The organism is Azospirillum griseum, from assembly GCF_003966125.1.
GTDB lineage: Bacteria > Pseudomonadota > Alphaproteobacteria > Azospirillales > Azospirillaceae > Azospirillum > Azospirillum griseum.
Genome location: NZ_RXMA01000154.1, coordinates 1 through 355 on the forward strand (window position 1 = coordinate 1; position 355 = coordinate 355).

Consider the following 355-nt stretch of genomic DNA (forward strand, 5'->3'; position numbering starts at 1 on the left):
CCTCCCGGGTCAGCCGCTGCCTGGGCGCTTCCACGATGGAGGCGTCGACGATCTGGCCGCCCAGCGCGAAGTAGCCGCGCTCCTTCAGCTCCGCGTCGAAGCGGGCGAACAGCCCCTCCATCGCCCCCGCCGTCACCAGCGCCTCCCGGAACAGCCAGATCGTCGTGCGGTCCGCAACACGGTCGCCCAATCCCAGCCCGAGGAATCGCATGAACGACAGCCGGTCGCGTACCTGATACTCCGCCTGCTCGTCCGACAGGCCGTACAGCGCCTGGAGTACCAGGATCTTGAACATCATCACCGCGTCCAGCGGCGGCCGACCGCCCCGGGAACGATCCTTGCGCCCCAAGGCCGC

1 protein-coding gene is annotated in these 355 nt (G+C 69.3%); it reads right to left on the reverse strand.

What is annotated here, in order from left to right; translation table 11 throughout:
* Positions 1 to 355 (reverse strand): transposase (locus EJ903_RS26585; RefSeq protein WP_148105338.1); only part of this gene is annotated, 355 nt, incomplete at both ends.